The 8,261-nt window shown below is 47.3% G+C and carries 10 protein-coding genes and 1 pseudogene; 6 read left to right on the forward strand and 5 right to left on the reverse strand.

All coding sequences use genetic code 11. The features are described 5' to 3' along the window. Window positions 1-125: 125 nt before the first annotated feature. Window positions 126-1,490, forward strand: a complete 1,365-nt coding sequence (gene guaD / locus K7397_RS19575) for a guanine deaminase (protein WP_223070250.1) — start codon at window positions 126-128, stop codon at window positions 1,488-1,490. A gap of 604 nt (window positions 1,491-2,094) precedes the next feature. Here the strand turns inward: guaD and K7397_RS19580 are convergent. After that, window positions 2,095-2,634, reverse strand: a complete 540-nt coding sequence (locus K7397_RS19580; protein WP_223070251.1) for a CDP-alcohol phosphatidyltransferase family protein — start codon at window positions 2,632-2,634, stop codon at window positions 2,095-2,097. A 320-nt stretch (window positions 2,635-2,954) separates the two neighbouring features. Here K7397_RS19580 and K7397_RS19585 point away from each other — a divergent pair, with 320 nt between their 5' ends. Then, a complete protein-coding gene (locus K7397_RS19585) occupies window positions 2,955-3,317 on the forward strand; it encodes a hypothetical protein (protein ID WP_223070253.1) in 363 nt (120 codons plus the stop codon). Window positions 3,318-3,593: 276 nt separating this feature from the next. On the opposite strand, the gene K7397_RS19590 is transcribed toward K7397_RS19585, so the two are convergent. Next, on the reverse strand, window positions 3,594-4,760 hold the full coding sequence (locus K7397_RS19590) for an iron-containing alcohol dehydrogenase (RefSeq protein ID WP_223070255.1): 1,167 nt from the start codon (window positions 4,758-4,760) through the stop codon (window positions 3,594-3,596). A gap of 183 nt (window positions 4,761-4,943) precedes the next feature. On the opposite strand from K7397_RS19590, the pseudogene K7397_RS19595 reads away from it, so the two are divergent. From K7397_RS19595 to K7397_RS21935, 4 genes and pseudogenes are all read left to right on the forward strand, one after another. After that, window positions 4,944-5,302: pseudogene (locus tag K7397_RS19595) on the forward strand (winged helix-turn-helix transcriptional regulator). Window positions 5,303-5,365: 63 nt separating this feature from the next. Then, window positions 5,366-6,516 (forward strand): IS3 family transposase gene (locus K7397_RS19600; RefSeq protein ID WP_273545658.1). Its coding sequence is split into 2 segments (ribosomal slippage): window positions 5,366-5,621 and window positions 5,621-6,516, totalling 1,152 coding nucleotides; the frame shifts between segments, so codons are not numbered across the junction. A 138-nt stretch (window positions 6,517-6,654) separates the two neighbouring features. Beyond that, a complete protein-coding gene (locus K7397_RS21930; RefSeq protein ID WP_273545659.1) occupies window positions 6,655-6,948 on the forward strand; it encodes a transposase in 294 nt (97 codons plus the stop codon). Next, complete coding sequence (locus tag K7397_RS21935) at window positions 6,945-7,217, forward strand: transposase (RefSeq protein WP_273545660.1); 273 nt, start codon at window positions 6,945-6,947, stop codon at window positions 7,215-7,217. Before K7397_RS21930 ends, K7397_RS21935 begins: the two co-directional genes overlap by 4 nt. A gap of 193 nt (window positions 7,218-7,410) precedes the next feature. On the opposite strand, the gene K7397_RS22255 is transcribed toward K7397_RS21935, so the two are convergent. The 3 genes from K7397_RS22255 to K7397_RS19620 are packed head-to-tail and all read right to left on the reverse strand — an operon-like array spanning window position 7,411 to window position 8,256. Next, window positions 7,411-7,728 (reverse strand): primase-like DNA-binding domain-containing protein, encoded by a 318-nt coding sequence (locus K7397_RS22255; protein ID WP_420488817.1) that lies wholly within the window; start codon window positions 7,726-7,728, stop codon window positions 7,411-7,413. A gap of 19 nt (window positions 7,729-7,747) precedes the next feature. Continuing rightward, a complete protein-coding gene (locus K7397_RS19615; RefSeq protein ID WP_223070259.1) occupies window positions 7,748-8,116 on the reverse strand; it encodes a hypothetical protein in 369 nt (122 codons plus the stop codon). Window positions 8,117-8,148: 32 nt separating this feature from the next. Then, window positions 8,149-8,256, reverse strand: coding sequence for an IS3 family transposase (locus K7397_RS19620; RefSeq protein WP_420488788.1), 108 nt, complete (start codon window positions 8,254-8,256; stop codon window positions 8,149-8,151). Window positions 8,257-8,261 lie beyond the last annotated feature (5 nt).

Raw genomic sequence — 8,261 nt, forward strand, 5'->3', positions numbered from 1 at the left:
AGAAATATCATCCAAGCCGTTTACCACGACATCCATAAATATTCCCGTTTTTATTATGGACTCCTCACTTTTCACAAACTATAATACAAATACATCTTAAAAAAACGAACATTAAGGCGGTATCTATGGATAAATATATGCAATTGTTTCAAGGCACTGCATTTACCAGCACATCCTCCAAGGAAATTCAAATATTAAAAGACCATCTTTTCTGCATCAACAGCGACGGGATGATCGAAAAAGTCGTTGCGCCGGAAAGTTCCGAATATCAGCCATTGCTGGATGCTTATCAAGGCAAAGACAACTTTCAACGATCGGCTGAAGGCCAGTATTTCTTGCCCGGCTTCGTCGATCTGCATGTTCATGCGCCGCAATGGGCTCAATCGGGAACCGCGCTGGACGTTCCGCTCTATGATTGGTTAAATACCTATACCTTCCCGCTCGAGTCTAAATTCTCGGATCTAGACTTTGCGCAAAAAGTCTACGATGATTTGGTCGGCACCTTGCTCGCCAACGGAACGACGACCGCCCTTTATTTTGCGACGGTGCACAAAGAAGCAAGTTTATTGCTGGCCGAGATTTGCGCTAGTAAAGGACAACGGGGACTGGTTGGAAAAGTGGTGATGGACGATCCGCAGCAAAATCCGGAAACCTATCGCGACGCTGACACCCATACGGCATTAGCGGATACGGAAGAATTTATTCTGGCTGTGCAAGAATTAGCCAAAACGACGAAACAAGGCGTTTATCCGGTAGTGACGCCCAGATTCATTCCAAGCTGTACGGATCATGCTTTAGAAGGCTTAGGCAAGCTGGCCGCTAAATACGATGCGTACGTGCAGTCGCACTGCAGCGAAAGCGATTGGGAACACGGTTATGTGCAAGACCGGTTCCATAAAAATGATGCCTTTGCCCTGCATGATTTTGGCCTATTGCGTGATAAGTCCGTAATGGCGCACTGCAATTTCCTGAATGATGAGGATGCGGCCCTTTTTGCCGAAACCGGAACGGCTGTTGCGCATTGCCCCATATCCAACGCGTATTTTGCCAATAGCGTCATCCCCGTAGCACATCTCCATGCCAAAGGCGTCGAGATCGGTTTAGGGTCCGATATTTCCGGAGGTTTCTCGCCCAGTCTGTTCGATAACATTAAACAAGCTGTCATATCTTCAAGAATGCTGGAAGACGGCGTCAATGCCTCCCTTCCCGCCGAAGACCGCGGCGTACCCGGATCGCGCATTACGATTCATGAAGCTTTCTATCTGGCTACGGCCGGCGGCGGTGAAAGTTTAAGCTTACCCATCGGCCGTATTCAAGAAAACTATGCGTGGGACGTACAAATCATCGATACGAGATTACCATCGGCTAAACTGCCGATCTTTAATGAGAATGAAGATTTAAATGACGTTTTCCAAAAAATCATGTATCTTACCCGGCCTGAACATATCCGCGAAGTCTGGGTACAGGGGGAGAAAGTTCATTCACGCTAACCATGTAAGAAGAATGTCCATCGGTATATCCTTTTAAGGAAGCAGACCGCAATTAGGCGAAACCACGATTTAGGCGAAAAAGAAATGTATATAATTGCAGTGATTTTGTTGAAAAATTGTTGCCCCGCGGGAAAGAAGTTGTAAAGTCAGACAGTGCTTTCGGGGGATCGATTTTCCTCTAAAATAGCGTAAGTAATCTAAAACGGGGCTGACCCGAAAGGATACGATTGATGCAGCCTTTCGAGTCAGACCCGTAGTTTCGGCATCGATATCTTCTGTAAAGTCTCAGGAATCACTAGCTACCGCTAGAATCTCAGCCATCTGTATCATTTCTCACCAACAAAGCCACCGACTCAACATGTGCCGGGCAAGCAGAGTCAACATATAAATAAGGGTAGTTTGATTGAGGGTATGCAGACATAACTCCCCGCGATCCCATGCATGATCTGTTGGTAAATCCGCTTTATTTCTGCATATTTTTGCAATTTAGGCCTTCTTGCTGGTTCCAGCCTGTATCAAATCACCGTGCAGAGTAACTTCAGGCTGCTTTGTTTTCTTAATGAGCATCAAACAGCCCCGGCTCCGCAAGCACCATCCTTCCTCCTCAGTCCCTTCTCACTATAAACAAGCTTTTAGCACCTCTTTGCAATGTGCTGGATGTAATATGCACTATCAATTCTTCAATCGCTGCCAGACTCACAACGATACAAATCGTCCATTCCAGCACATAAAAATCCACAAAATGGTATAGAAAAGGGATACAAAATAAAAGCCCTCCCGTGGCTTTATTGGCATAGGTATGAAGAACAGCAAATGTACGGTGTTTCCAATATACGACCCATAGAGAAGCCATCCGAACAAGAGCAATGCCTGCCATCCAAATCCATATTTCAGTTGAAATAAATTGAGTCGATAAAACCACCATTACGATAACACTCATCAGTACCATGTCGGCGATACTGTCCAGCATGCTGCCAAGCTTGCTCGACGAATGGGTCTTTCTGGCAATATATCCATCCAGCATGTCCGTGCACCCACATACCACATATAACGTCCAAAACATGAGGCCGAACGGGGGTAAAAAGAACAATAACAGCGATAATATAATTCTCAATATAGAGATCAGATTCGGTATGCTTTTCATTCCCTACCTCGCCAAAATATGGGATTATCCTTGTGTATTCTTCACTTCTTCCTTAATTCCTCTTACCGCCTTAATCTTGACTCCATTTTTCTTTATGTATATTGAGTGTGAATCCAATTCATACCTTGTTGAAAGGCTGAAATAGATTCACACTCTGGCAGATATAGCCCCAGACGATACCTCGTCTTGGCTATCGGCACAAGGCGGATACGCTCTATACCCACTTATACACCCGATACTGGGAGTGGTCAAAAGCACAGCGATCAATCGTAGATAACCTGCACAAGAAGCTTTTTCCTTATCCCCTGCTTGAGAACCTTTTGAAGAATACCAAGCAATTCCTGCTGATGGAGCTGCTTGTCCGCGCCGTGATCACCGCGCATACCGGTCTGGAGAACCGCCGTATCCGCTTCGTGTGCAATCGTTACGGAAAACCTTCTCTCAAAGCGGCGATTCCTTTGGACAGTTTTACGCTGCACCCGGCGGAATCGGAAGGCGAGTGGTATTCTCCCGAGGCCGCGGGATACCGCTTCAGCAGCGGCAAAATTGATGAACGGCACTATTTGTCGGCCTGCGTCAACGGTGCCTGGCTTCCGCAAACCGTCCGTTCGGTCAACTGCGAAACCGTGTTCAGCTTTTTTACCAGTGACGCCCTTCCGCGTAGTCTATATGCAAAGATGTGAGGCAGCAGAACGAGGAATATCTCCGATCGAGTAGTAGGGGGAGGGGGGCGGCTTGCCTTTGAGCTCTCACACCACCGTAATGCGGGTCCGCATGCGGCGGTTCCAAAAGGTTAACAAAGCTCCAAATAACGAGAAAGCAGACTTTTCAGCCTTTCGCTTCCCATTACTCAATCAAAAAGCAACTAAACGAAGATTTAAAATAACTGGGTCTAACATGAAACAAGCTGGCGCCTATCGAGTAGACGCCAGGTTGAATAAAACTAAGATATTAATGGATTAGAACGTTACGTCTTCTCCTCTAAACGCAGCTACGTATAGTTTTTTCATTTCTTCTACAGATGTTTCGCGCGGGTTAGTGCTTGTGCATGGATCTTTCACCGCGTTTGCCGCCATGTTATCCACATGCGCGTTAAACAGTTCTTCGGATACGCCGTAGTCGCGGAGTGTACTTGGGATACCCATGTTGCGATTCAACTCACGGATCCACGCCACCAGCGCGTCTACCAGTTCGCCCGTTGATTGACCGGTAAGACCGATCCGTTTGGCGATGGCCGCAAAGCGGTCGGAGACGACCGTTCGGTTAAACTGGATGACGTACGGCAGATAAATCGCGTTGGCACAGCCGTGCGGAATATCGAAGGTCGGACCGCTTTTGTGTGCAAGGCTATGAACGTTACCCAGCACCGCGTTGGCAAAAGCCATACCGGCCATGCCTTGGGCGATATGCATCGCTTTACGCGATTCTTGGCTGCCTTCGTACGAATGAAGAAGGTGCTGTTTCACCAGCTCGACCGATTCAATTGCTAGTGCATCCGTCAGTAGAGTGCGGGGCTTGGCAACATACGACTCGATGCCGTGAGTCAGTGCATCCATGCCGGTATATGCCGTTATATGTTTAGGCATCGATTCAACCAACACCGGATCGATGATCGCCAGATCCGGCGTCAGTTCGAAATCGGCAAGGGGGTACTTGATGCCTGTTTTCTCATCGGTTACAACCGACAGGTTTGAAATTTCAGAAGCGCTGCCGCTTGTCGTCGGAATGCCGATGAATTTGGCTTTGGTCCGCAGTTTAGGCAGAGTGAACGGCCGGCTTGCTTCTTCGAAGGTAAGCTGCGGATGCTCATAGAAGACCCACATCGCTTTCGCTGCATCCATCGGCGAACCGCCGCCAATGCCGATTACCCAGTCCGGCTGGAATTCGTTCAGGGTTTTAACCCCTTCCATCACCATGGCAACGGTCGGTTCGGATACAATACCCTCGATCACCCGTGTTTCCAGGCCCGCTTCCGCAAGCAGACCTTCAATGTGGGCGAGGTTGCCGCTTGATTTGACGGAACCGCCGCCAATGACGAGTGCAGCTTTTTTCCCTTCAATTGTTTTGAGAATGTCCAAAGCGCCGTCCCCATAATAAATATCGCGTGGAATTGTAAAACGATTCATGTATACGCTCCTCTCCATACTTACGTTCAGTAGCATTGAACGTTGCTCTCACTGTGCTTATCAGGCACAAGGTTTATTCTAAATACAAAGTTTCCAACAAGGAAGTACGCACTTTAATGTAATGTAGTGACCTCTAGTATACTATTGGGAGGAGGATGATGATTATGGCCAATAAGGTAAAATATTGGAATCCATCTGAATGAGATTAACTGCGAGAAGGAATTAACCCTGGCGGTCATAGGAGGGAAATGGAAGTTAACCATTCTGTGGAATCTGGGATTGGAAGGAACCAAACGGTTAGTAAACTGAAAAAAAATAATTCCCCACATTACGCTAAAAAATGTTAGCCAATCAGCTGCGCGAATTGGAACAGGATCAGCTGATCCGCAAAAAAAGTGTATCTCGAAGTTCCTCCCCGAGTGGAGTATACTCTGATGGAAGACGGCGATAGCTTAATGCCTGTATTGAAAATGATGTATGATTGGGGAAAAAATTATGGGGAGAAAATAGGCTCAAAACCAAAATCAGTGATGCTAGACTAAAAAGTAGACATGGAGAACCGAGAATAGGATAGAATAAAAATATCATTATTCGAGGTGTCCGACATGACGAAAAAATACGATAAAGACTTTAAACTACAAACGGTTCAGATGATCCAAGAAGAAGGAAAAGCGGTGGCGCAGGTAGCCCGCGAACTGGGGGTAAGCGACAACACCCTGTATCGCTGGATGGCAGAATACAAAAAAGACGGTACACAGGCCTTTCCAGGCAGTGGACAACTGAAAGCCGACGACAAAGCCGTACGCGATCTTCAGAAACGCATTCGCGATTTAGAGGAGGAAAACGACATCTTAAAAAAGGCGATGCACTACTTCGCCAAAGACCGGCGCTGATCTACGCATTCATTCACGATCATCGCTTCAAGTGCCGTGTCGCGAAGATGTGCGAAGCCTTTGAAGTATCCCGAAGCGGCTATTACAAATGGACAAAACGGAAAACCAGCAAACGAGAGAAACGTCGGAAGAAGCTTGAACGACGGATCAGGCGCATCTTCTTGGATTCTCGCCGGTTATACGGGAGCCCCAAGATCACCAAGGTGCTTCACAAGCAAGGAGTACGTGTATCCGACAAGACAGTTGCCCGTATCATGAAAGAGCTCGGCTTGCGCTCGCGTACGGTGAAGAAATACAAAGCAACGACGAACTCGAAACACAACCTGCCTGTTCATGAGAATGTCCTAAATCGTCAATTTCAGGTTGCCGCGCCTAATACATTCTGGGTAGCAGACATTACATACGTGCCGACGGATGAAGGATGGGTATACCTGGCGAGCATCATGGACCTATACAGCCGCAAAATCGTAGGTTTTCACATGGATGAGCGGATGACGAAAGAACTTGTCCTAAAGGCGCTGGATCGCGCCTACAGCCAGCAACGACCACGTGGTGAAGTTTTGCATCACTCCGATCGCGGCAGCCAGTATGCTTCTCACGACTACCAAGCTCGTTTGAAACGCTACAAGATGAAGGGTAGCATGAGTCGCAAAGGCAATTGCTACGATAACGCATGCATCGAATCTTTTCACAGCGTACTCAAGAAAGAGCTCGTTTACTTGGAGAAATTTAGAACACGCGAGCAAGCAAAGAAGCGCATTTTTGAATACATCACATGCTTCTATAATGGAAAAAGAATCCACTCATCCATTGGGCACTTCACGCCTAATGAATACGAACGTATGTACCGTTCTGCTTCATAATATTCTCGGTTTTATGTGTCTACTCTATTGACAGAGGTACATCAGTTCTTAACAAAATAAACAGAGAGTGAAAATGGAAAAACATCTGCTAATCCTGTAATGTTGTAAGTCCGACCAAACAACAAAAGGAATAGACAGATGCATAACGAAGCGGTCCCCGTAGAGAGTGAACGGATTTACGAGCAAGTGTGGGAAGAAGCGAAAGCCACGACCGATCTAGTTTTAGGTGTCGATGATTTTGCCGTAGTCATGGATTTAGCTCAAGCTTACCACACGTGGGTCAGCGAATGCTTCCCGGACGCCATTAGCATTGCGGATCGATTTCATGTTCACGGCTATGTGATCGAGAGTGTACAGGAAGTACGTAAAACCGTTCAGAGCTCCCTTGCGGCTAGGCCAAGGCGCTTCTCAAATCCCATCATCGGCTGCTGAATCCACCGAAAGACACGCTATCCGAGAAAAGTCAGCAGCGGCTTGAAGTGCTTTTAAGCTTTTCTCCGCTTCTGCATATCGTGTGGGAATGGAAGGAAGCGTTCACCACGTGGTATGACTGTTTCCCGAGCTATGCCGTGGCCAGGCTAGGATTTGACCGTTGTTGTGAGCAGCGTGATCAAATCGATCACCCTGCCGTTCGAACCCTAAAGACAATGCGCAGGCTGGGAAGAAGCAATTGTGAACTACCATCGCTGCCGACATTTTGATTGAATGCAATCGTCATCGTTTGTTAGGCTGAAATCAAGCACTGATTTTGAGATTGAGCCTTACTACGTGTTAATTTTTTCTGTACCTAAAAAACATTAATTTGTTTTGTCAGTTTTGTCAGAAAGACGCTTAAACCATTGAGATATAAGCCTTTTCCCTCTGACAAAACAACTGACAAAACTGAGTTTTAAGCTAATTGCCCACACTAGCTCCCCCACCTGTGGGTTTACTTTCTACATGCATTCTCCAAGCCTCGGGCATTTCTCGCTGTAAACCCACTCCTTTATGAATCCGATCCTTCCCACTTGAGTTTCTAACGCCTCTTATTAGCCGATGACCAGACTTTGCCATGTAAGTCTCAAGCCGCTGATAGAACTCGCGCTTCTTATGCTGATATTCATCATTTTCAAAGCACCAGATCTCGTAGACTTTATACAGTGCACTGACAAGTACCTGGGCAACTGGATTCAACCAAAGTCGCTCCCTCACATATCGAGGCACCGCGTCCATTCCCTCTTGGAACTCTTCCTTAGATCGCCGGATATCCCCCGTTTCTCCAAGCCCTTCTAGCTGCCATAACCGACAGCCTTCCAGTAGCCACTTCAAAATCCCGGAGCGTTCCTCCCAGAGCTTGTCCGGCAGTGTTCCGTCTCGCTCCTCTTCCCGGAAACACCGAAGAAAGTCCAACTTCTCGAGCCGATCCCACAGATCGGCGTCCGATCCGTCCACAGCCGGCATGTAGTTCGTCTGGAGGAACAGCTTGAACTCTGGCAAGCTCGGGGACGCTTGGATTGGCCGGGATCGGGAAGGACGGGAATGGAACTTTGTCTTCTCCCACGCTGACGGTACTCCCTTTCACCATGAGCGCCCATACCTTTGGTTCCGGCAATTCATTCAAAAACACGGCTTCCGGTATTGGATTGTCAACACTTAACTGGACAACAATTTTGAGGGCAAGCTTCTAGCTTCGACTGGTGTTCGATAACCAAGAGTTCCATGAATGCGATGATGATTGAACCAGTGAACATAGTCGCTCAGTTCGA

It is taken from the genome of Paenibacillus caui, assembly GCF_019904135.1.
GTDB classification, from domain to species: Bacteria; Bacillota; Bacilli; order Paenibacillales; family Paenibacillaceae; genus Fontibacillus; species Fontibacillus caui.